The following is an 18534-nucleotide window of genomic DNA, read 5'->3' as shown; positions in this document are numbered from 1 at the left end:
CACTTCCTGTCGATTGCCGCGCGGGAGGCGTCTCCTTATGCTGGCGAATTGCGCCGTTTTCCGGCGATGTGCATCGACGCGCCGCAATCAGGCGACGGGCAGAGACGCACGCACTATAACTTAAGCTCATGGTCGTGTCGATTGCGGTACAGGTGCCGGCAGCACGCATGGGTTTCCAGGAGCGAAGCACATGAATCTGAACATCGAAGGCCGCTGGGCGCTGGTCTGTGCGGCGAGCAAGGGGCTCGGCAAGGGCTGCGCGCAGGCGCTCGTCGCCGAGGGCGTGAACGTCGTGATCACCGCGCGCGGCAGCGACGCGCTCGAAGCGACCGCCCGCGAACTGCGCGCGCTGAACGCAGCCGTCACGGTGATCGCGGTGGCCGGCGACATCACGACGGGCGCGGGCCGTGCGGCGGCGCTCGCGGCCGCGCCGCACATCGACATCCTCGTGAACAACGCGGGCGGCCCGCCGCCGGGCGATTTCCGCGAATGGACGCGCGACGACTGGATCGCCGCGCTCGACGCGAACATGCTGACCGCGATCGAACTGATCAAGGCGACCGTCGACGGAATGACCGGGCGCGGCTTCGGCCGCATCGTCAACATCACGTCGAGCGCGGTGAAGGCGCCGATCGACGTGCTCGGCCTGTCGAACGGCGCGCGCACGGGCCTGACCGGCTTCATCGCCGGCATCGCGCGGCAAAAGCGCATCGCGTCGCGCAACGTGACGATCAACAACCTGCTGCCCGGGCTGTTCGATACCGACCGCCTGAAGAAGGCGACGGATGCATCGGCGAAGGCGGAGCGCAAGGATTACGAAACGGTGCGCGAGGCGAAGCGGCAGGCCGTGCCGGCCGGGCGCTTCGGCACGGCCGACGAGTTCGGCGCGGTCTGCGCGTTTCTGTGCAGCGCGCACGTGGGTTACCTGACGGGGCAGAACGTGCTGCTCGACGGCGGCGCGTATCCGGGCACGTTCTGAGCGGGCACGTTCTGAGCCTGGCTCGGCGAAGCGGGTTGACGGCCGCCCGCCGGTCGCGCCGCGTTGCGAGCCCAGTATAAAAACCGCGCCGCGCAGCCGATATTGAGAACGCGTCATAGCGCCATGAAAAGCTGTCATGCGTGAAGTCTTGACGCGTGCCGGGCCGGTTTGAAACCATCTGGTCCACTTGCGGCGACGCGGAGCCCACGCCGGCATACATGCATACGCGAACACGTCGTCGCTATCCGACGACGTTCGCACTCGATCCATCTACAGAGGAAACGGAAATGACTATCGCAGGCAACCTGCTGATCGGCCAGCGCGCGCGACGCGGCACGAACGGCGTCACGTACGCGGTCGATGCAGCCAGCGGCGAACGCATGGAGCCCGCGTTCCGCGGGGCGAGCCTCGTCGATCTCGACGAAGCATGCGCGCTCGCATGGGCCGCGTTCGACACGTATCGCGAAACGAAACCTGAAGCGCGCGCGACGTTCCTCGACACGATCGCGGCGAACATCCTCGCGCTCGGCGACGTGCTGGTCGACCGCTGCGTCGCGGAAACGGGCCTGCCGCGCGCGCGCATCGAAGGCGAGCGCGGCCGCACGGTCGGCCAGCTGCGGATGTTCGCCGACGTGGTGCGCGCGGGCGACTACCTCGAGGCCCGTATCGATCCGGCGCAACCGGCGCGCCAGCCGGCGCCGCGTCCCGACCTGCGCCTGCGACATATCGGCCTCGGGCCCGTCGCCGTGTTCGGCGCGAGCAATTTCCCGCTCGCGTTCTCGGTGGCAGGCGGCGATACGGCGTCGGCGCTCGCGGCCGGCTGCCCGGTGATCGTGAAGGCGCATTCCGCACACCCGGGTACGTCTGAGCTCGTCGGGATGGCCGTGCAGCAGGCGGTGAAGACGTGCGGGATGCCGGAAGGCACGTTCTCGCTGCTGTACGGCAGCGGCCGCGAGATCGGGCAGGGGCTCGTGCGCGACCGGCGCATCAAGGCGGTCGGCTTCACGGGCTCGCGTCACGCGGGGACCGAGCTGATCGCGATCGCGAACGCGCGGCCCGAGCCGATTCCCGTGTACGCGGAGATGAGCAGCATCAATCCGGTGCTGCTGTTTCCGAACGCGCTCGACGCGCGCGGCGATGCGATCGCGCAGCAGTTCGTGCAGTCGCTGACGCTCGGCGCCGGGCAGTTCTGCACGAATCCGGGGCTGATCTTCGCGGTGGACGGGCCGGCGCTCGAGCGCTTCACCGCGGCGGCGGCGGAGCGGCTCGCGCAGGCCGCGGCGGCGACGATGCTCTCGCCGGGCATTCACCAGACCTTCGAGCGTTCGGTGGCCGCGTTCGCGCAGCATCCGCAGGTGCGCACGGTCGCGCGCACGCATGCGCCGACCGGTGCGAACCAGGGGCAGGGCGCGCTGTTTTCGACGAGTGCAGATGCATTCCGCGAATCGAAGGCGCTGCACGAGGAGATTTTCGGCGCGGCGTCGCTCATCGTCGGGTGTCCGGACCTGAAGGAGATGCTCGACCTGATCGAGTCGCTGGAAGGGCAGCTGACGGCGGCGCTCCATATCGACGAAGCCGATTACGCCGCCGCGCGCACGTTCCTGCCGGCGCTGGAGCGGCGCGCGGGCCGCGTGCTCGTCAACGGTTTCGGCACCGGCGTGGAGGTCGCGCATGCGATGGTGCACGGCGGCCCGTGTCCGGCCACCGCCGACGGGCGCTCGACGTCGGTCGGCAGTCTCGCGATCCGTCGCTTCCTGCGGCCGGTCAGCTATCAGGACATGCCGGATGCGCTGTTGCCCGATGCGCTGAAGACGTCGAATCCGCTGGCGATCAACCGGCTGCTCGACGGGAAGGTCACGCTCGCGAAGTAACGCATGAGCGGGACGCCGGCGTCGGGCGACGCGCACGGGCATGTCGTTGCATGCGCACCGATCACCGCGACGCGCGCATCACGTCACTCGACCGCCGCGACCACGTGCTCGCCAGTCAGGATCTCGCGGAACACGCCGACCAGCGGCCGCAGGTTGACCTTGTGCCACGCGGCCCACAGCGGCGTGCGATAGCTGAACCACGGCAGCTCGCGCAGCACGACGCCTTCCGGAACCTGGTGACGCAGGCTCTGCTGGATCATCGTCATGCCGAGCCCGGCGGCGACGAGCCCGAGCGCCGCGAGCGGCTCGCTCGCCTCGACGGAGATGTCCGGCGAGAAACCGGCCTTCGCGCACGCGGCGACGAACGCGCCGTGGCGCGGCACGTTTTCCTGCTGCGTGACGCCGATCCACGGCTGCGTCGCGAGATCGTCGGCCGCGAGCGTCTTCTTCTTCGCGAGCGGATGGCCTTCGGGCAGCGCGAGCAGCATCGGATCGTTCAGCACGCGCATCGATTCGAGTTCCGGATCGTCGGGCGCGGGCGGCTCGGTCACGAGCGCGATGTCGAGACTGCGCTCGCGCAGGCCTTCGAGCTGCGCGGCGGACGTGTAGTTGTACAGCGCGATGTGGACGGCCGGGCGGTCGGCGCGCAGCGTCTTCAGCGCGCGCGGCAGCACGCCCGAGTGCGTGGCCGTTTCCAGGTAGCCGATGCAGAGCCCGCCTTCGTCGCCGCGGCCGAGCCGGCGCGCGAGCGATTCCAGCCGATGCGCGTGACGCAGGAACGCCTGCGTCTCGCTGAGGAACGTACGGCCGTCACGCGTCAGACGAATGCGCTGCTGGCTGCGTTCGAACAGCGTCAGCCCGAGCTTTTCCTCGAGTTGCGCGATCTGGCGGCTGAGCGGCGACTGCGAAATGTGCAGCCGTTCGGCGGCGCGGCCGACGTGTTCCTCTTCCGCGACCGCGATGAAATATTGAAGCTGACGGATGTCGAGCATATAAGACCTTTCGAGACTCAACTTTGACAAATTATGTCTTGGACGGACATGGTCGTGCAACCTAGACTGGACTCACTTTTCCGTGACCTGTGGAGAAATGCATGAGTCTCAAAGACGCGCTGCCGGTCGACAAAACGCTCGGTTTCGGCGCCGCCCCGCTCGGCAACATGTTCCGCGACATCCCCGACGACGAAGCCGCCGCGACCGTCGAGGCCGCGTGGGCGCGCGGGATCCGCTACTTCGACACCGCGCCGTCCTATGGCGCGGGGCTGGCCGAGTCGCGCCTGGGCGACGTGCTCGCCGGCCATCGGCGCGACGACTACGTGATCAGCACGAAGGTCGGCCGCATCGTGCTCGACGAAACGGAAGACGCGAACACGCGCGACTATGGCGACAAGACCGGGATCTTCGCGCATGGCCGCGCGAACCGGCTCGTCAGCGACTACACGGCCGACGTGACGCTGCGCTCGATCGAGGGCAGCCTGACGCGCCTGCGCACCGATCGGCTCGACATCGTCTGGGTACACGATATCGCGCAGGACATCTACGGCGACGAATGGCTCGCGCAGTTCGAGGTCGCGCGCAAGGGTGCGTTCCGGGTGCTGAGCAAGCTGCGCGAAGAAGGCGTGATCGGCGCGTGGGGCCTCGGCGTGAACCGCGTCGAGCCGATCGAACTCGTGCTCGACCTCGCCGAACCGCAACCGGACGGCATGCTGCTGGCGGGCCGCTATACGCTGCTCGATCACGAGCGCGCGCTGCAGCGGGTGATGCCGGCGGCGATCGAGAAGCATGTCGGGATCGTCGTCGGCGGCCCGTACAGCTCGGGCGTGCTGGTCGGCGGCGCGCACTTCGAATATCAGAAGGCGTCGCCGGAAATCGTCGCGAAGGTCGAGCGCATCACCGCGATCGCCGCGCGCTACGACGTGCCGGTCAAGGCGGCCGCGCTGCAGTTCGTGCTCGCGCATCCGGCGACCGTGTCGGTGATTCCCGGTGCGAGCCGTCCGGCGCGCATCGCGGAAGACGTCGACGCGCTGAACGCGACGATTCCGGCCGACTTCTGGCGCGAGATGCGCGAGCGGGGGCTCGTCGCGGCGAACGCGCCGCTGCCGATCGATCGCTGATCGAGTCGGTCGAGGCGAGTCGAAAAAAAATGCCCGCGCAAGCGGGCATTGTCTTGACGGCGCGGTGCGGCGCGCCGGTCGGGCGCGCACTTAGCCGTGCGCGCGCGGCCGGTAGTCGATCAGGCTGGAGAACACCGCGATCAGCACGGCCATCACGACGAAGAACAGCAGCGCGAGGAAGTACGATCCCGACCACTGGACGATCAGCCCGATCAGGATCGGCACCACCACGCCGACCATGCTGCCGCAGAAGTTCATCGTGCCGCCGAGCACGCCCGCGCGCTCCGGGCCGCCGACGATCGCCGGCAGGCTCCAGTACATCCCGCAGAAGCGGATGAAGAACATCGCGATGCTGAGCAGCAGCACGACCGCGTTCGCGTTCGCGATATAGGCCGCAGCCAGGATGCAGGCCGCGGCGATCAGCGACGATCCGCCGAACATCGTGCGCATCACGAGATTCGGCGACGCGCCGGACGCTTTCCATCGGTCGCCGATATAGCCGCCGATGAGTTCGCCGACGAAGCCCGACATGAAGATGATGAAGGTCGCGCCGCCCGTCGTGGCGATGTTGAAGCCGTATGTCTTGTGCAGATAGCTGGGCATCCACGTCAACAGGCCGTAGAACACCGCGAGGATGCAGCTATAGCCGGCGAACATCGCGAGCACCGAGCGGTCCTTCACGAGTTCACGCAGCGGGACGTGCGTGGCCGACGCTTTCGCCGGCGGGTTTGCGCGCGTGATGTGCTCGAGTTCGGCCGCATTGACGCCCGGATGTTCGGACGGATGGTTGCGGATATAGCGCCACACGAGCACGCCCACCAGCATCGTGCCGACGCCCGCGACCACGAACGCGATGCGCCACGAGCCGAACCAGGCGATCAGCCCGGAGATCAGGATCGCGCCGAGCGCGCTGCCGAGCGGCGCGCCGCCGTCGACGAGCACGGCGCCGCGTCCGCGTTCGTGCGGCGTCAGCCACGAGCCGATCAGCTTCGCGCCGGCCGGAAACACCGGCGACTCGGAGAAGCCGAGGCCCATGCGCGTGAGCATCAGCAGAAGCCAGTTGTGGGAAGCGGCGCCGAGCGCCTGGAACGCGCCCCACGCAAGCGTCGCGGTCGCGATGATGCCGCGCGTGTGGTAGCGGTCCAGCATCATGCCCACCGGAATCTGCATCAGCGCATACGACCAGAAGAACGCGCTCAGCATCAAGCCTTCGAGTGCTGGCGACATGTTGAATTCCGGCGCGATCAACGGCATTGCGACCGACAGCGAAGCGCGGTCGATGTAGTTGATCGCCACCAGCAGCAGCATCAGCAGGAAGATGCGCCAGCGCACGTTGGTGGGCCGTGCCGCCTCGCTGAGCGATGGCGAAGACACGGCAGGGGAGTTCGAGGGTGGCATGGTTGTCTCCGTCGTTATGGTTGCGGGACGTTGGAGTCGTCCCCGGAGGCGAATGTAAGGTCGCCGTCGGGCCTTGCCTAATGACGCTTCGTGATTGCGTGATAACCAAATGGATCGGCGCGCGCGGGGAATAAGCTGGCGTTATTGGCCGATCCAGCTTTTTCATTACCGGGGGGCGGGCGGCGGCTTGTAGTGTTTGGTGCGGAGACTTCAAACGGAGAACAGCACCATGAACCCATTCCAATACTTCTTCCCGACCACGCTGAAATTCGGCAACGGCCTGGCGCGACAGGCCGGCGAACTCCTGAAGCCGCTGTTCAGCGGCAAGCTGCTGGTGGTGACCGACGAAGGCCTGATCAAGAGCGGCGTGCTCGAGGGCTTCTTTGCGTCGCTTCGCGAAGCGGACGTCGCCCACGAGATCTTCTCGGGCGTCGAGGCGAATCCCAGCACGGCGGTGCTCGAAAGCGCGCTGAGCTTCCTGAAGGAACATCGCTGTACCGCCGTGATCGGCGTCGGCGGCGGCAGCAGCATCGATACCGCGAAGGGCGTGGCCGCGATGGCGACCAACGGCGGCACCATCCTCGATTACGAGGGCTACAACAGGATTCCCGAAGAGCCGCTGCCGATCTTCGCGATCCCGACGACGTCGGGGACGGGCAGCGAATGCACGGCGTCGACGGTCTTCACGAACAAGGAAACGCTGTTCAAGACCGTGATCGTCAGCCACAAGCTGTTTCCGAAACTGGCGATCCTCGATGCCGAGCTCACGCTGAAGCTGCCGCCGGCGATCACCGCGGCCACCGGCATGGACGCGCTGACCCATGCGATCGAATCGTATGTATCGAAGCAGGCGAACCCGATCAGCCAGTCGCTGGCATTGGGCGCCATCCGCCTGATCGGGCAGAGCCTGCGCAACGCGTTTTACGTCGGTTCCGATCTCGCGGCCCGCGAGGACATGCTGCTCGGTTCGTTCCTGGCCGGCGTCGCGTTCTCCCAGTCGAAACTGGGCAACGTTCACGCGATCTCGCACACGATGGGGGGCGTGTTCAACATCGCGCACGGCATCGCGAACGCGGCGCTGCTGCCCTACGTGATCGCGTTCAACGTGCCGGCCTGCCCGGAGCGCTACCGCGACATCGCCGAGGCGCTCGGCGGCGACGTGGTCGGCCTTGACGCCGAAACGGCCGCGCGCAGGCTGGTGGAACAGATCGTCGAGCTCAATCGCGCGCTGGCGATTCCGTCGAACATCCGCGAACTCGGCGTCGATCTCGCGCACCTGCCGCAGATGGTTGCCGACTCGATGCGCAGCGGCAACGTGCTCGTCAATCCGCGCCTGACCGCCGCATCCGACGTCGAGGGCATCATCCGCGCCGCGTACGCCGGCGAGCTCTGATCCCGTTCGACGACACGATTCAATTCGACCAGGAGCAGTGATGTACTACGAAATGCGGACCTACACGGTCCAGATCGGCAAGATGAACGAATACCTGCGGCACTTCGAAAAGGAAGGCCTGCCGGTGATCTCCCGCTATGCGACGCTCGTCGGCTGGTGGTACACGGAAATCGGCGAGCTGAACCAGGTCGTCCATATCTGGGCGTATGAAAGCCTCGACGATCGCATCAAGCGGCGCACCGCGCTTTACGAGGATCCCGACTGGCTCGAGAAATTCGTGCCGAAGGCCTTCCCGATGCTCGAGAAGATGGAGTCGAAGCTGTTGCGGCCGGCCGCGTTCTCGCCGATCAAGTAAGGTGACCCTGTAGCGTCTCGACGAGCATCCGCGCGCCTGGCGACAGGTGCGCGAACGTGCGGGCCACGACGCCGTAGGGCTCGTCGAGCGCGGGAATCGCGACCGGCAGGCAGGTGACGAGGCCGAAGCGCTCGCCGAACGCCGCGACTTCTCGCGGGATCACCGCCACCAGTTCCGGGTTCGCCTGCAGCAGTGTCAGGGTCGCGAACGTGGATGCCGTCTCGATCGGATAGCGGGGCACGTCGATGCCGGCATCGGCGAGTGCGCGCTCGAGTGCGAGTCGCATCGGCGTATTGACGGGATACGCGACCCATTGCGCGTCGGCGAGATCGCGCAGTGTCATGACGTTCTGGTGGGCGGGCTCACACGTTCGTGCCGTCACGACCGCCAGCGGTTCTGCCTTGAGCGGCACGTAGTCGTAAGCCTCCGGACGCCGGCTGCTGCCGCTGCGGCAGATCGCGAGATCGATGCGCCCTTCGTCGATCAGCGTCAGCAGGCTGGCGCTCGTGCCTTCGACAATCTCGACCGACAGGTGCGGCTGGCGATGGCGCAAGTCCGTCAGCGCGCGTGTGAGCAACGGCACCGCGCCCATGATGACGCCGACAGCGAGATGGCCGCCGTGTCCCTGCGTAATGGCGAGGACCTCGGTATGCAGGTGTTCCAGGTCACTGTAGATCAGGCGTGCATAGCGCGTGACGCAACGTCCGAGGTCGTTGGCAACGAGCCCTTTCGGCTGCCGTTCGAACAACGGCATGCCGAGGATGTCCTCGATTTCGCGCAGCACCTTGGTGGCGCCGGGCTGCGAGATCGCGATCTCTTCCGCGGCCTTGTGCAGCGAGCCATGGTTCTCGAGCGCGATCAGCAGCTTCAGCTGCTTGAGACGAAGGCGTGATGCGATGTTGGCGAGAGAGGGGACGGCCAGCGGATTCATGGCGACGATCGAACCGAAAGCGGGGATTATAGCCGGTTTGGTGCATCTTACATATTTCGTATAACTAAAATATATGCGCTTCGTTCGCGCTTCGTTCGCGCTCGCGAAGCTTTCGTCGAGCGGCATTGCGATCGGCATCGCGTCTTTCTATACGTCGCTCTTTCGCGGGCTGCCGCTGCTGATGCAGATCTTCATCCTGTATCTCGGGCTGCCGCAGCTCGGCTACGTCGTGGATCCGATTCCGGCTGGCGTGACGGCACTGTCGCTGTGCTACGGCGCGTACATGACGGAGATTTTCCGGGCCGGCATCCAGAGCATCCCGCAAGGGCAATGGAATGCCGCGCGCGCTCGGCTTCACGCCGTCGCAGATGATGCGGCTGATCATCCTGCCGCAGGCGATGCGCGTGATCATCCCGCCGACAGGCAACCAGTTCATCGCCATGCTGAAGGACAGCTCGCTGGTCTCCGTCGTCGGGGTGTGGGAGCTGACCTACGTCGCCACGACGGAGGGTCAGAAGGAGTATCGGCACATGGAGATGCAGATCAGCGCGGCGCTGGTCTACTGGGTGATGTCGCTCGTGCTTGAAGTGGTGCAGGCGCGCATCGAGCGGAGATTCCGCAAGGCCGCGCGATGACGAACTCTCCTTTCGCGTGGCAGGCCCACGCGCCATTACGCGGCCAACGAGCGTGAATGCGCCGAAAATGGTGGGGCTGTGCTATCCCCGTGACGCAATCCGACGAGTGCTCTCCTTGTTGCGCTCTTGCTGCATGACGTCACCTTTCCATGAAGCTGAGTGCAAGGCATGGCCGACCGACGATCGGCGGCCAATAAAAAGCCCCGGAAGGCCGAGGCATTTCAAGAACCAGGACGCTTATCGATTCGCGATATACATCGTGATTTCAAAGCCGAGTCGAAGATCGGTATAGGCGGGTTTGGTCCACATGCCATTTCTCCTGTTGAATGGGAAGTTGCGGAGCACAAAAGCAGGATGCCAATGGGTTATCTGGAAGAACGCCAACCTGTCAATGGCAACAAAAAGATTAGCATAGTTGAATGAACGCGTCTGTCTGCAGCGCGACGCATGTCAAATGTCGCTTGATGCGCTGAGCCTCGCGCCTGCTCCCGCGATTCGTCGGAATCATGCGCGACGGCGAGATTCCTTCGGATTTCGGAATATCAGCGGATACGCAGCCGACTCCGGCTCCATGGATTTTTGTCGCGCTTCGAGGATCACCGGGTGATGAGGCGACTTTCCGCACACCGGATCCGCGTTCGCGGCGTCGCCAGTCAGCATGTATGCCTGACAGCGGCAGCCGCCGAAATCCTTGACCTTTTCCTCGCACGAGCGGCACGGTTCCCGCATCCAGCCTTGGCCACGGAAATGGTTGAACGCGGACGATTCGTACCAGATATGACGCAGGTCCTGGTCGCGCACGTTGGGAAACGCAAGCGGCAACTGGCGTGCACCCTGGCAGGGCAGCGCGGTGCCGTCCGGCGACACGGTCAGGAACAGGCTGCCCCAGCCGCTCATGCATGCCTTCGGCCGTTCTTCGTAATAGTCCGGCGTCACGAAAATCAGCTTGCATGGATGGTGGGCAGCCGCCAGGCGCTCGCGGTACGCGTTCGTGATGCGTTCGGCACGTTCGAGTTGCTCGCGAGTCGGCAGCAGCGCGGTGCGATTCAGGTACGCCCATCCATAGAACTGGCAGGTCGCGAGTTCGACGAAGTCGGCGTCGAGGGCGATGCACAGTTCGATGATCCGGTCGATGTGGTCGATGTTGTAGCGGTGTATCACGAAGTTCAGGACCATCGGGTAGCCGCGCGCCTTGATCGCGCGCGCCATCTCGAGCTTCAGTGCGAAGGCCTTGTCGGAGCCGGCAAGCATGTTGCTTACCTGCTCGTCGCTCGACTGGAAGCTGATCTGGATGTGGTCGAGGCCGGCTTGCGTGAAGTCGGCGAGTCGAGCCTCAGTCAGGCCGATGCCCGACGTGATCAGATTCGTGTAATAGCCGAGCCCGCGCGCCACCGCGATGAGCTCGGTCAGGTCCTGCCGCACAAGCGGTTCTCCGCCGGAAAAGCCGATTTGCACCGCGCCGAGTGCGCGTGCTTCCCGCATCACGCGCAGCCAGTCGCCCGTTGACAACTCTTCACCCTGCCTCGCGAAGTCGAGCGGGTTCGAGCAATACGGGCACTGCAGCGGGCAGCGGTACGTCAGTTCGGCGAGCAACCAGAGCGGCGGGCCAGGCGGCGGAGATGAGGTGGGGGCGGGCGTGGACATTTCAGGCAAGCTCGATCCAGTGTTTGTCACGCGCAACCAGCATGAACTGATCGACGTCGTCGCTGAGTTCCGGCACGCCCGGATAGTCTGTCTCGAGCAGCGTGATGATCGCGGCAACGCTGCGCGTGCCGTCAATCAGCTTGCCGATTGCAGCAGCACTTTCGTTGAGCTTGACCATACCTTCCGGATAGAGCAGCACATGGGCATTTTGTGCTGGCTCGAACTGGAAGCGATAACCGTGTCGCCACGCAGGTGTCAGTCGTCGATCGATGCTCATGATGCGATCCCCCGATGCCAGACTCGCTCGGCGGTTACCGTGTGATAGGGTGGGCGATGCAATTCATACGCCATGGACATCGCATCGAGCATCGTCCACAGAATGTCGAGCTTGAATTGCAGGATGTCCAGCGTACGCTGCTGCGCCTCGTAGGTCGTGCAGTGCTGCAGCGTGACCTGCAGACCGTGCTCGACGTCGCGGCGTGCCTGTTCGAGACGCGAGCGGAAGTATTCGTAGCCGCCCGCATCGATCCACGGATAGTGGCGCGGCCAGGTGTCCAGGCGGGACTGGTGAATTTGTGGCGCGAACAACTCGGTCAGCGAACTGCTGGCTGCGTCCTGCCAGCTTGCGCGGCGCGCGAAGTTCACGTAGGCGTCCACTGCGAAGCGTACGCCCGGCAGCACAAGTTCCTGCGAGCAAAGCTGGTCACGGTCAAGTCCGACCGCTTGACCAAGGCGTAGCCATGCGTCGATTCCGCCGTCTTCGCCGGGGGAGCCGTCCTGGTCGAGGAGTCGCCGGACCCACTGGCGGCGCACGTCTCGGTCCGGACAGTTCGCGAGAATCGCTGCGTCCTTGATCGGGATGTTGACCTGGTAGTAGAAGCGGTTTGCAACCCAGCCCTGGATTTGCTCGCGCGTCGCGCGCCCTTCGTACATCGCGACGTGGTAGGGGTGGTGGATATGGTAGTACGCGCCCTTGGCGCGCAGGGCCTGCTCGAATTGCTCGGGACTCAGCGCGGTCTGGCTCATGGGTGCTCCATTGACTCCAGCGAGGGCGGGGTGGCTCGCCCCTACAGTTCGACGTGCATTCCGTCAAATGCGACCTCAATGTGCCGATGCGTCAGTACAGAGCGCTCGGGCGAATCCTCATCGAGGATCGGATTCGTGTTGTTGATATGCGTGAGTATCTTGCGCGGCGTCGGGAAACGCTCGAGCATGTCCAGCATGCCGCCTGGGCCACTTTGCGCGAGATGCCCCATTTCGCGGCCGGTACGCGTGCCGACGCCGCAACGGCGCATTTCGTCGTCGTGCCACACCGTGCCGTCGATCAGCAAGCAGTCGGCCGTGCACATGCGCTCCGCAAGCGCGTCGTCGACCGCGCCAAGGCCGGGCGCGTAGAACAACTTGCCACCGGTGTGAAGGTCTTCGATGACCAGGCCGATATTGTCGCCCGGATGCGGCGCGTGGCGGTGCGGCGAATACGGTGGCGCTGCACTGCTGAGTGAAAACGGCGTAAAACGCAGACCGGGGCAGGCGTTGATCGCGAAGTCCCGTTCCGGTTCGATCGGCCGCCAGCGCAGTCCGCCGTTCCAGTGCTCGAGCATCGTGAAGAGCGGGAAGCCGGTACTGAGATCGTCGTGAACCATCTCGGTGCACCAGACATCGAGCGGGCAGCCTTCGCGCAGGCTGAGGAGGCCCGTCGTGTGGTCGATCTGGCTGTCGATCAGCACGATCGCCGCGATGGCGGTGTCGCGCAATGCGCGGCCCGGCTGCATCGGCGCGAACTGCTGGAGCTGGACGCGTATGTCGGGCGATGCGTTGCAGAGAATCCACGACTCGCCGTTGTCCGAGATCGCGATTGAAGACTGTGTGCGCGCCTGTGCCCGAATGCGGCCGGCGCGGAAGCCTGCGCAGTTCGCGCAGTTGCAGTTCCATTGGGGGAATCCGCCCCCGGCCGCAGAGCCCAAGATCTGGATTTGCATGCCCGATGCCGTTCAATGGGTTCGATCGATTTCCGCGAGCGAGCCGGCACGAAGGCAGCCCCGGCGAAGGCAGCCCCGGCAGGCCGAGGCGTGGGGGCGGAAGGACGGGGCAGCGGCTTGCGGCGTACAGCGTGATTTCGAAGCCGAGACACAGGTCAGTGTAGTCAGGATTCTTCCACATGGGAAGGCGCCTGCCGAGCGTGGCACTGTCACGATAACGGGGTGTGCCTGCTGCGTTCGAACCCGGTGCCGCGCAAGATCTTCACCGACCATCTGCGCAGCTATCCGGCGGCGAAGGCCGACATCCCGGCGCTGGCCAACGTGACGACGCCATCGATTCGGCTGCACCGTTGCACGCGCGATGCCGTGCCGATCGATCAATGCGCGCCGGATTCCGTCTGCCTGTCGGTTTTCCGCTGCGGACGAATCGTCACCGTGCAGGTCGTCCCCGCGGCGAGAAACGTGCCGTCGGGAAGCGTGTCGAGGCGAACGCGCACCGGGACGCGCTGCGCGAGCCGAACCCACGTGAAGATCGGATTGACGTCGGCGAGCAGCGACGAGCTGGTCGGGTTGTCGCGGTCGCTGATGCCGCGCGCGATGCTTTCGACGTGTCCCGTCAGCGCCGGCCCGCCGGAGAGCAGCCTGACCTCGGCTGCGTCGCCGACCCGTACCTGCGGCAGCTTGGTTTCCTCGAAATAGCCGTAGACCCAGTATGAATGCGCGTCGATCAGCGCGAGCCGCGCGACGCCCGCCGCCGCGTAGTCGCCCGGATACAGGTTCAGGTTCGTGATGTAACCGTCGACGGGCGCCTTGATTTCGCTGCGTGCGAGATTGAGTTGCGCGACGTCACGCGCGGCCACCGCCGCCTGGTAATTCGCGAGTGCCTGGCGCGCGGCCGAGACCGCATCCTCGCGCACCTCGGCGGAGATGACCGAGCCGTCGAGCTGCGCGCGGCGCAGCGCCTGCTTGTCGCGCATCTCGAGTTCGGCGCGGCGCAGCGCGACCTGCGCGTCGGCTTGCGCCAGCACGAGGCGGAAGCGATCGCGATCGATGCGGAACAGCACGTCGCCGCGATGCACGACCTGATTGTCGGCGACGAGCACGTCGGTGACGATGCCCGATACATCCGGCGCGATATTCACGACCTTCGCGCGGACCCGCCCGTCGCGGGTCCACGGCGCGTACATGTAGTGGTTCCACAGCGTATGGGCGAGCAGCACGGCCGCGGCGAACAGCAGCAGCGTGACGGCCACTCGGAAGTAGGGTTGAGCGCGCATGTCGATTCGGTGCAAAAGGGGAGAAGCGGTCAGCCGGCGATCAGCAGGCCGACGCCGCTGAACAGGCAGACGAACAGGGAAACCCGGAACAGCGCCGGGTGCCAGACGCGAAGGTACAGGCCCGTGCGCGCGATCAGCCGGTCGGCGATCCAGAACGCGGCGCTGCAGCCGAGGAACGCAGGCAGCAGGCTCGGCACCAGCAGCGAGAACAGCGGGAACTCAGTGAACATCGGGAACCTCCGTCGGCGGCGCGACGGCGGCGGCCGTGGTCGCGACACCGCCGCCGAGCGACATCATCAGTTGCGCCCAGCTATCGAGCCGCGCCGCGCGCACGTTGGCCAGACTTTGTTGCGCCTGCAGCAATTCGGTCTGCGTGGACAGCACGTTCAGGTAATCGGTGAGTCCGGCGCGGTATCCGCGCGTCGCATAGTCGAATGCGCGCTGCGCGGATTGCACCGAATCCTCGATTTCGGTTTGCTGGCGCGCGAGCGACTGCAGCGAGACGACCTGGCTGGCGACGTCCCGGAACGCGGCGAGCACGGCCTGGTTGTAGGCTTCGACCGCCAGATCGTAGTCGGCGACGGCCACGCCGTACGCGCCCTGACGCAGGCCGCCATCGAAGATCGGCAGCGACACGGCGGCGCCGAAACCGTGCGTCATCGCATCGTTGTTGACGAACGTGAAGAATCCGCCGAACGCGGCGGACGCCAGCCCGGCGCTTGCGATCAGGTCGATGTTCGGATAGAAGTCGGCCTTCGCCGCCCGGATGCCTTTCGCGGTCGCCTCGACGCGCCAGCGCGCCGCGACGATGTCGGGCCGGTGGCCGACGAGTTCGGCCGGCAGGGTCGCGGGCAGCGCGACGGGGACGTCGAGCCGCAGCGCGGGGCGCGCGAACTGCTGGCCGGCGCCCGGGCCCTGGCCCGTCAACACCGCCAGCTCGTTGCGCAGCACGGCGATCTGGCGATCGAGTTCCTCGATCTGCGCGCGCGTGGCGGCGACCGGCGTGCTCGCCTGCGTGATCTCGAGGCGGCTTGCCAGGCCGGCCTTCGCGCGCCGTTCGATGATGCCGACGATATCTGTCTGGCGTTTCAGCGTCGCCAGCGCGACATCACGCTGATCGAAGGTGCGCGCAAACGTGACATAGGTGCGCACGACCGCGGTTTCGAGCACGAGGCGCGCGAAGCGCGCATCCGCTTCGGCCGCCTGCGCGTTGTCGAGCGCGCCTTCGCGCGTCGCGCGATGCTTGCCCCACAGGTCCAGCGCGTAGCTCAGGTCTGCGCCGACGGCATTGTTCCAGACGGTATTGCCGCCCGGCGGACTCGGGCTCGCGTAGCGGGCGAAGCGCGTGCGCGTGAAGTCCGCATTGGCCGACACGGACGGATAGCGCGACGCGCCGGCGATCAACGCGAGTTCCGCGAAGCGATCGATGCGCGCCTGCGCGATCCGCAGCGCCGGATTGCCGGCGACCGCCTGCTTGACGAGCGCATCGAGTTGCGGATCGCGCCATCGGGTCCACCAGTCGTCGCGCGGCCACCCGGTCGTGGCGAGCGTCGCCTGACCCGGAAACGCGTGGGCGACCTGCGCCGGATCGACGAGCGTCGCGCGTGGCGCGATGCCGCCGGTGTGGGCGCAGGCGCCGAGCAGCAGTGCGCCGATCGCCGCGGCGCCGCGCGCGATCCACGTGGGGCAGGAACGGTTCGCCGGGCGGCGATGACGATTACGCAGGCGTCGCATGAGGCGCATCGGATTCGAGCGGAAGTGACACGAGGTTGTATTGCAGCGAAACGTGGATGAAGTGCACGACGTGGCGCAGCTGCAGCAGCACGTCCGGCGCGCCGGTCGATGCGGTGTCGAGCAGCGCGAGCGCGTCGGCGGCCGCCTGTTCGGCGGTCTGCACCGAGTCGATGTCCGCATGGACGAACAGGCGCGAGACAGCGTCGCACAGCGCGCGCTCGCGTGCGCGCCATGCGTCCGACGGCGATGCGCTGGCGGTCGCGGTGCGCATCTCGACAATGCTGCGGCCGATTTCCATCGACGCGAACGTCCACGTGAGCAACTCGCGTTGACCGAGCCGGCCGCTCGCCGGTCGCGCGGCGATCTGCAGCACGAAGTCGCGCACGCCGGCATCGAAACGCGCGATCAACCCGTCCAGCTCGCCGTAGCACGCGTCGACCGCGACCAGCCGCCTGAGCTGGCGCAGGTAGAGCCGGGTCGACCATTCGCCGCCATAGGGCGCCACCACCGAATACGCGAGTGACGCGGCCGCGATCCCGAGCACCGCGGCGAATCCGGCGTCGAGCGTCGCTTCGGGCGCATAGACGCCGGGATTCGTGATGTTGCCGAGAAAGCAGAAATAGATGCTGAAGCCGAGTCCGAACGCGGCGGTGCCGGGAAACGAGTTCAGATAGGCGCCGACCATGATGAACAGCGCGAGCGCGGCTGCCAGCGACGCGAAGCCATCGAGGCTGGGCAGCAGCGAGAAATTGAAGAACAGGCTCGCGAGCCACGCGACCGCGCAGCCGAGTGCGACCTGACGCGTCGCGGCGGCGGGTGCGGGCATGATCGAGTAGAGGGCGCTCGCGATCGTCGCGGAAATGACGGCGCCCGACGCGGCCGTCCAGCCCGATGCAATCCAGAACAGCGAGACGGCGCCGATCGCGACGACTGCACGACACCCGGCGGCCGCCGCGACCATGCGGTTCGCGGTCGTGCCGAGCTTCGGCGGGCGTGCGGGCGGGGCAGCTGCGAGGTCATCCGCCGGCAGCCGGATCGCGATGAAATCCGCCAGATACGCGTGCAGGCTGACCAGCGCCTGCCGCAACAACGCGATGCCGGTGCGGGCGTCGCGCAACGCGGATGCCTCGGTCAGCGTGGCGGCCAGCGCCGCGTCGGCCGGCAGGCGGGCGATCGCGCGATCGAGTTCCGTCGCGATGCGTTCGGCGCTTGCCAGGTCGAACGGTTGCGCGGGCGCGCCGTCGGGAAGCGATTGCACGGCGTCCGCGCAGTGCGCGCGGACCAGACGCGCGGCCGCCTCGTTCGACCCGTGCGCGAGGCGGACGAGATACCGGTGCAGCGTATGCACGCGCGCGTTCGCATCGAGGATCTGCCCGGCCATGTGCGCCATCACATCGTTTCGCACGCGCAGATCATGGTCTTCGAACACGGCCGCGCTGCGCAGGTTCTCGAGCTGCGCGCGCGCCGCGACGATGCGCAGATAGCGGCGCTGCTGCTCGTCGGGCGCGAGCGTGCCGGTCAGTGCCGCACGCACGAATTGCAGCATGTCGGCGCAATGGTCCTGGCCCGCCTTCATCAGCATCGCGCGGACGTGAAGCGGCAGCACCAGCGCGCTGACGAGGCCCGCCGACAGGATGCCGATCGACACTTCGCTCAACCCGGTGACGACGTTCGCGATGATGTCGTACGGCCGGTCGATCGACGGCAGCGCGGCAATGCAGGTCGCATAGCCCGCCAGCACGAAGCCGTACGACTGATAGTTGCGGAAATACGCGGCCCCCCACGTGCAGCAGCCGATCCACAGCACGAGCGCCGTCAGGAACAGGACGCGCTCCTGCGGAAACGCGGCGATCAGCACGATCGCCGCGAGGTTGCCGACCAGCATGCCGACGCCGCGGTAGAAGCCGCGCGCGAGCACCATGCCGCTGTGCTGGTGCATCATCAGGATCACGACGGTGACCATCGCGGTTCGTGGCGCGGCCAGTTCGACACGCATCGACACGCCGGTCGCGATCACCACGGCGAGCACCGTCTTCGCGACATGGATGAGCCGCGCGCCGTCGACTTGCGCATAGACGCGGAACATCTCGATCAGTTGACGCGCGTAACCCGATTCGCGAATCGGCGGCGACAGCGTGCGCTTGGTATCTGGCATGGTGTAACGGCGGGCGGCACCGACGAAGTGCCCGGCACTTTACGGAACGCCGGTCGGTCGCGGTAGCCTG

17 protein-coding genes and 3 pseudogenes are annotated in these 18534 nt (G+C 66.4%); 7 read left to right on the top strand and 13 right to left on the bottom strand.

Annotated elements, in window-relative coordinates:
• Positions 1-190: 190 nt before the first annotated feature.
• Both ACV22Z_RS22145 and ACV22Z_RS22140 read left to right on the top strand, forming a co-directional pair.
• Positions 191-979 (top strand): SDR family oxidoreductase, encoded by a 789-nt coding sequence (locus ACV22Z_RS22145; RefSeq protein WP_448078408.1) that lies wholly within the window; start codon positions 191-193, stop codon positions 977-979.
• A gap of 287 nt (positions 980-1266) precedes the next feature.
• A complete protein-coding gene (locus tag ACV22Z_RS22140) occupies positions 1267-2850 on the top strand; it encodes an aldehyde dehydrogenase (NADP(+)) (protein WP_448078407.1) in 1584 nt (527 codons plus the stop codon).
• 83 nt (positions 2851-2933) lie between these two features.
• Here ACV22Z_RS22140 and ACV22Z_RS22135 read toward each other — a convergent pair whose 3' ends face one another.
• Positions 2934-3842: a LysR family transcriptional regulator gene (locus ACV22Z_RS22135; protein WP_448078406.1), complete on the bottom strand. Its 909-nt coding sequence runs from the start codon at positions 3840-3842 to the stop codon at positions 2934-2936.
• Between the two features lie 101 nt (positions 3843-3943).
• Between ACV22Z_RS22135 and ACV22Z_RS22130 the strand changes: the two genes are divergently transcribed.
• Positions 3944-4963, top strand: a complete 1020-nt coding sequence (locus ACV22Z_RS22130; RefSeq protein ID WP_448078405.1) for an aldo/keto reductase — start codon at positions 3944-3946, stop codon at positions 4961-4963.
• Between the two features lie 90 nt (positions 4964-5053).
• Here ACV22Z_RS22130 and ACV22Z_RS22125 read toward each other — a convergent pair whose 3' ends face one another.
• The gene (locus ACV22Z_RS22125) at positions 5054-6361 is read right to left on the bottom strand and encodes an MFS transporter (RefSeq protein ID WP_448078404.1); all 1308 of its coding nucleotides are present in this window, start codon (positions 6359-6361) and stop codon (positions 5054-5056) included.
• Between the two features lie 229 nt (positions 6362-6590).
• Between ACV22Z_RS22125 and ACV22Z_RS22120 the strand changes: the two genes are divergently transcribed.
• Both ACV22Z_RS22120 and ACV22Z_RS22115 read left to right on the top strand, forming a co-directional pair.
• Positions 6591-7754 (top strand): iron-containing alcohol dehydrogenase, encoded by a 1164-nt coding sequence (locus ACV22Z_RS22120; RefSeq protein WP_448078403.1) that lies wholly within the window; start codon positions 6591-6593, stop codon positions 7752-7754.
• A 40-nt stretch (positions 7755-7794) separates the two neighbouring features.
• On the top strand, positions 7795-8109 hold the full coding sequence (locus ACV22Z_RS22115; protein WP_057923989.1) for an NIPSNAP family protein: 315 nt from the start codon (positions 7795-7797) through the stop codon (positions 8107-8109).
• Here ACV22Z_RS22115 and ACV22Z_RS22110 read toward each other — a convergent pair.
• A complete protein-coding gene (locus tag ACV22Z_RS22110; protein ID WP_448078402.1) occupies positions 8102-9040 on the bottom strand; it encodes a LysR family transcriptional regulator in 939 nt (312 codons plus the stop codon). The two genes, ACV22Z_RS22115 and ACV22Z_RS22110, sit on opposite strands and share 8 nt — an antisense overlap.
• A 73-nt stretch (positions 9041-9113) precedes the next feature.
• Between ACV22Z_RS22110 and ACV22Z_RS22105 the strand changes: the two are divergent.
• Positions 9114-9675 (top strand): annotated as a pseudogene (locus ACV22Z_RS22105) (amino acid ABC transporter permease).
• Positions 9676-9912: 237 nt separating this feature from the next.
• On the opposite strand, the gene pqqA (ACV22Z_RS22100) reads toward ACV22Z_RS22105, so the two are convergent.
• The 6 genes and pseudogenes from pqqA (ACV22Z_RS22100) to pqqA (ACV22Z_RS22075) form a co-directional block, all read right to left on the bottom strand.
• Positions 9913-9984 carry a pyrroloquinoline quinone precursor peptide PqqA gene (pqqA, locus tag ACV22Z_RS22100; protein ID WP_110385066.1) on the bottom strand — a complete coding sequence of 24 codons (72 nt, stop codon included), beginning with the start codon at positions 9982-9984 and terminating at the stop codon, positions 9913-9915.
• A 195-nt stretch (positions 9985-10179) separates the two neighbouring features.
• Complete coding sequence (gene pqqE / locus ACV22Z_RS22095) at positions 10180-11319, bottom strand: pyrroloquinoline quinone biosynthesis protein PqqE (RefSeq protein ID WP_448078401.1); 1140 nt, start codon at positions 11317-11319, stop codon at positions 10180-10182.
• Position 11320: 1 nt separating this feature from the next.
• Positions 11321-11596: a pyrroloquinoline quinone biosynthesis peptide chaperone PqqD gene (pqqD, locus tag ACV22Z_RS22090; protein ID WP_448078400.1), complete on the bottom strand. Its 276-nt coding sequence runs from the start codon at positions 11594-11596 to the stop codon at positions 11321-11323.
• Positions 11593-12345 carry a pyrroloquinoline-quinone synthase PqqC gene (gene pqqC, locus ACV22Z_RS22085; RefSeq protein ID WP_448078399.1) on the bottom strand — a complete coding sequence of 251 codons (753 nt, stop codon included), beginning with the start codon at positions 12343-12345 and terminating at the stop codon, positions 11593-11595. Before pqqC ends, pqqD begins: the two co-directional genes overlap by 4 nt.
• A gap of 41 nt (positions 12346-12386) precedes the next feature.
• Positions 12387-13298 carry a pyrroloquinoline quinone biosynthesis protein PqqB gene (pqqB, locus tag ACV22Z_RS22080; protein WP_448078398.1) on the bottom strand — a complete coding sequence of 304 codons (912 nt, stop codon included), beginning with the start codon at positions 13296-13298 and terminating at the stop codon, positions 12387-12389.
• A 118-nt stretch (positions 13299-13416) separates the two neighbouring features.
• A pseudogene (pqqA, locus tag ACV22Z_RS22075) lies at positions 13417-13479 on the bottom strand (pyrroloquinoline quinone precursor peptide PqqA); the annotation flags it as partial.
• Positions 13480-13526: 47 nt separating this feature from the next.
• Here pqqA (ACV22Z_RS22075) and ACV22Z_RS22070 point away from each other — a divergent pair.
• Positions 13527-13622: pseudogene (locus ACV22Z_RS22070) on the top strand (IS6 family transposase); the annotation flags it as partial.
• Between the two features lie 53 nt (positions 13623-13675).
• Here the strand turns inward: ACV22Z_RS22070 and ACV22Z_RS22065 are convergent.
• From ACV22Z_RS22065 to ACV22Z_RS22050, 4 genes are read right to left on the bottom strand one after another with little or no spacing between them, the layout of a single operon-like run.
• Positions 13676-14575 (bottom strand): efflux RND transporter periplasmic adaptor subunit, encoded by a 900-nt coding sequence (locus ACV22Z_RS22065; RefSeq protein ID WP_448078397.1) that lies wholly within the window; start codon positions 14573-14575, stop codon positions 13676-13678.
• A gap of 29 nt (positions 14576-14604) precedes the next feature.
• A complete protein-coding gene (locus tag ACV22Z_RS22060; RefSeq protein WP_448078396.1) occupies positions 14605-14805 on the bottom strand; it encodes a DUF1656 domain-containing protein in 201 nt (66 codons plus the stop codon).
• Positions 14795-16309 (bottom strand): efflux transporter outer membrane subunit, encoded by a 1515-nt coding sequence (locus tag ACV22Z_RS22055; protein ID WP_448078395.1) that lies wholly within the window; start codon positions 16307-16309, stop codon positions 14795-14797. The genes ACV22Z_RS22060 and ACV22Z_RS22055 overlap by 11 nt, the downstream gene beginning before the upstream one ends.
• Positions 16293-18464 carry an FUSC family protein gene (locus ACV22Z_RS22050; RefSeq protein ID WP_448078394.1) on the bottom strand — a complete coding sequence of 724 codons (2172 nt, stop codon included), beginning with the start codon at positions 18462-18464 and terminating at the stop codon, positions 16293-16295. Before ACV22Z_RS22050 ends, ACV22Z_RS22055 begins: the two co-directional genes overlap by 17 nt.
• Between the last annotated feature and the right edge of the window lie 70 nt (positions 18465-18534).

This window comes from Burkholderia sp. PU8-34 (assembly GCF_053427725.1).
Note: the sequence above shows the minus strand (reverse complement) of the source record. Positions and strands in the feature narration are given on the sequence as shown.

Excerpts from the sequence above, each read along its gene's own strand:
- pqqE (WP_448078401.1), bottom strand. The coding sequence starts at position 11,319 with ATGTCCACGCCCGCCCCCACCTCATCTCCGCCGCCTGGCCCGCCGCTC.
- ACV22Z_RS22065 (WP_448078397.1), bottom strand. The coding sequence starts at position 14,575 with ATGCGCGCTCAACCCTACTTCCGAGTGGCCGTCACGCTGCTGCTGTTC.
- ACV22Z_RS22055 (WP_448078395.1), bottom strand. The coding sequence starts at position 16,309 with ATGCGACGCCTGCGTAATCGTCATCGCCGCCCGGCGAACCGTTCCTGC.
- ACV22Z_RS22130 (WP_448078405.1), top strand. The coding sequence starts at position 3,944 with ATGAGTCTCAAAGACGCGCTGCCGGTCGACAAAACGCTCGGTTTCGGC.
- ACV22Z_RS22125 (WP_448078404.1), bottom strand. The coding sequence starts at position 6,361 with ATGCCACCCTCGAACTCCCCTGCCGTGTCTTCGCCATCGCTCAGCGAG.
- ACV22Z_RS22110 (WP_448078402.1), bottom strand. The coding sequence starts at position 9,040 with ATGAATCCGCTGGCCGTCCCCTCTCTCGCCAACATCGCATCACGCCTT.
- ACV22Z_RS22050 (WP_448078394.1), bottom strand. The coding sequence starts at position 18,464 with ATGCCAGATACCAAGCGCACGCTGTCGCCGCCGATTCGCGAATCGGGT.
- ACV22Z_RS22135 (WP_448078406.1), bottom strand. The coding sequence starts at position 3,842 with ATGCTCGACATCCGTCAGCTTCAATATTTCATCGCGGTCGCGGAAGAG.
- pqqC (WP_448078399.1), bottom strand. The coding sequence starts at position 12,345 with ATGAGCCAGACCGCGCTGAGTCCCGAGCAATTCGAGCAGGCCCTGCGC.
- pqqB (WP_448078398.1), bottom strand. The coding sequence starts at position 13,298 with ATGCAAATCCAGATCTTGGGCTCTGCGGCCGGGGGCGGATTCCCCCAA.
- ACV22Z_RS22120 (WP_448078403.1), top strand. The coding sequence starts at position 6,591 with ATGAACCCATTCCAATACTTCTTCCCGACCACGCTGAAATTCGGCAAC.
- ACV22Z_RS22140 (WP_448078407.1), top strand. The coding sequence starts at position 1,267 with ATGACTATCGCAGGCAACCTGCTGATCGGCCAGCGCGCGCGACGCGGC.
- ACV22Z_RS22060 (WP_448078396.1), bottom strand. The coding sequence starts at position 14,805 with ATGTTCACTGAGTTCCCGCTGTTCTCGCTGCTGGTGCCGAGCCTGCTG.
- ACV22Z_RS22115 (WP_057923989.1), top strand. The coding sequence starts at position 7,795 with ATGTACTACGAAATGCGGACCTACACGGTCCAGATCGGCAAGATGAAC.
- pqqD (WP_448078400.1), bottom strand. The coding sequence starts at position 11,596 with ATGAGCATCGATCGACGACTGACACCTGCGTGGCGACACGGTTATCGC.
- ACV22Z_RS22145 (WP_448078408.1), top strand. The coding sequence starts at position 191 with ATGAATCTGAACATCGAAGGCCGCTGGGCGCTGGTCTGTGCGGCGAGC.